The sequence below is a fragment of the Vibrio sp. 1641 genome (assembly GCF_033339995.1).
In the GTDB taxonomy this organism is placed as follows: domain Bacteria; phylum Pseudomonadota; class Gammaproteobacteria; order Enterobacterales; family Vibrionaceae; genus Vibrio; species Vibrio alginolyticus.
In genome coordinates this window covers 1-533 of the sequence record NZ_JAWOVP010000473.1, presented here as the reverse complement: position 1 = coordinate 533, position 533 = coordinate 1, and the positions used below count along the sequence as shown (strand labels likewise).

Here is a 533-nt window from a genome sequence, read left to right as displayed (position 1 = left end):
CGCATTTTGCGACGGAGTTCAGTGTAACAAATTCTAACTACAACGCAACATTACACCACTGCATACGTTAAATAAATGTTATCAACAATTCTACAAATTTGCCGGGACTGGATATATACTGGCTTAACTCCCAAACCCAAACGGAATATAACAATATGAAAACTAAGACTCTCCTACCTATACTGCTTGCTCTTTCTCCAAGTTTGGCTTTCGCACATAACTTGTCGGTTGGTGAAACCGTTCCACCAGCACAAGTTGGCGCATACGGTGAAATTGTTTTACAAGGTGAAGGTGTGGCTTACCAGCCTTGGGCAACACAGCATATGTTAGGTAAAGTCCGCGTAATTCAAGCGATTGCTGGTCGCAGCAGTTCAAAAGAGATGAACGCACCGCTGATGACTGCAATTACCGCCGCTAAATTCCCAGAAGATAGCTACCAGACCACCACCATCATCAACCAAGACGATGCGATTTGGGGCACTGGCTCATTTGTGAAATCTTCTGCACAAGACAGTAAAAAAGAGTTTCCTTGG

General features: G+C 43.9%; 1 protein-coding gene. It reads left to right on the top strand.

From position 1 onward, the window contains the following. Positions 1–155 precede the first annotated feature (155 nt). Positions 156–533 (top strand): YtfJ family protein (locus tag R7Z47_RS26635; RefSeq protein WP_318130996.1); only part of this gene is annotated, 378 nt, incomplete at its 3' end.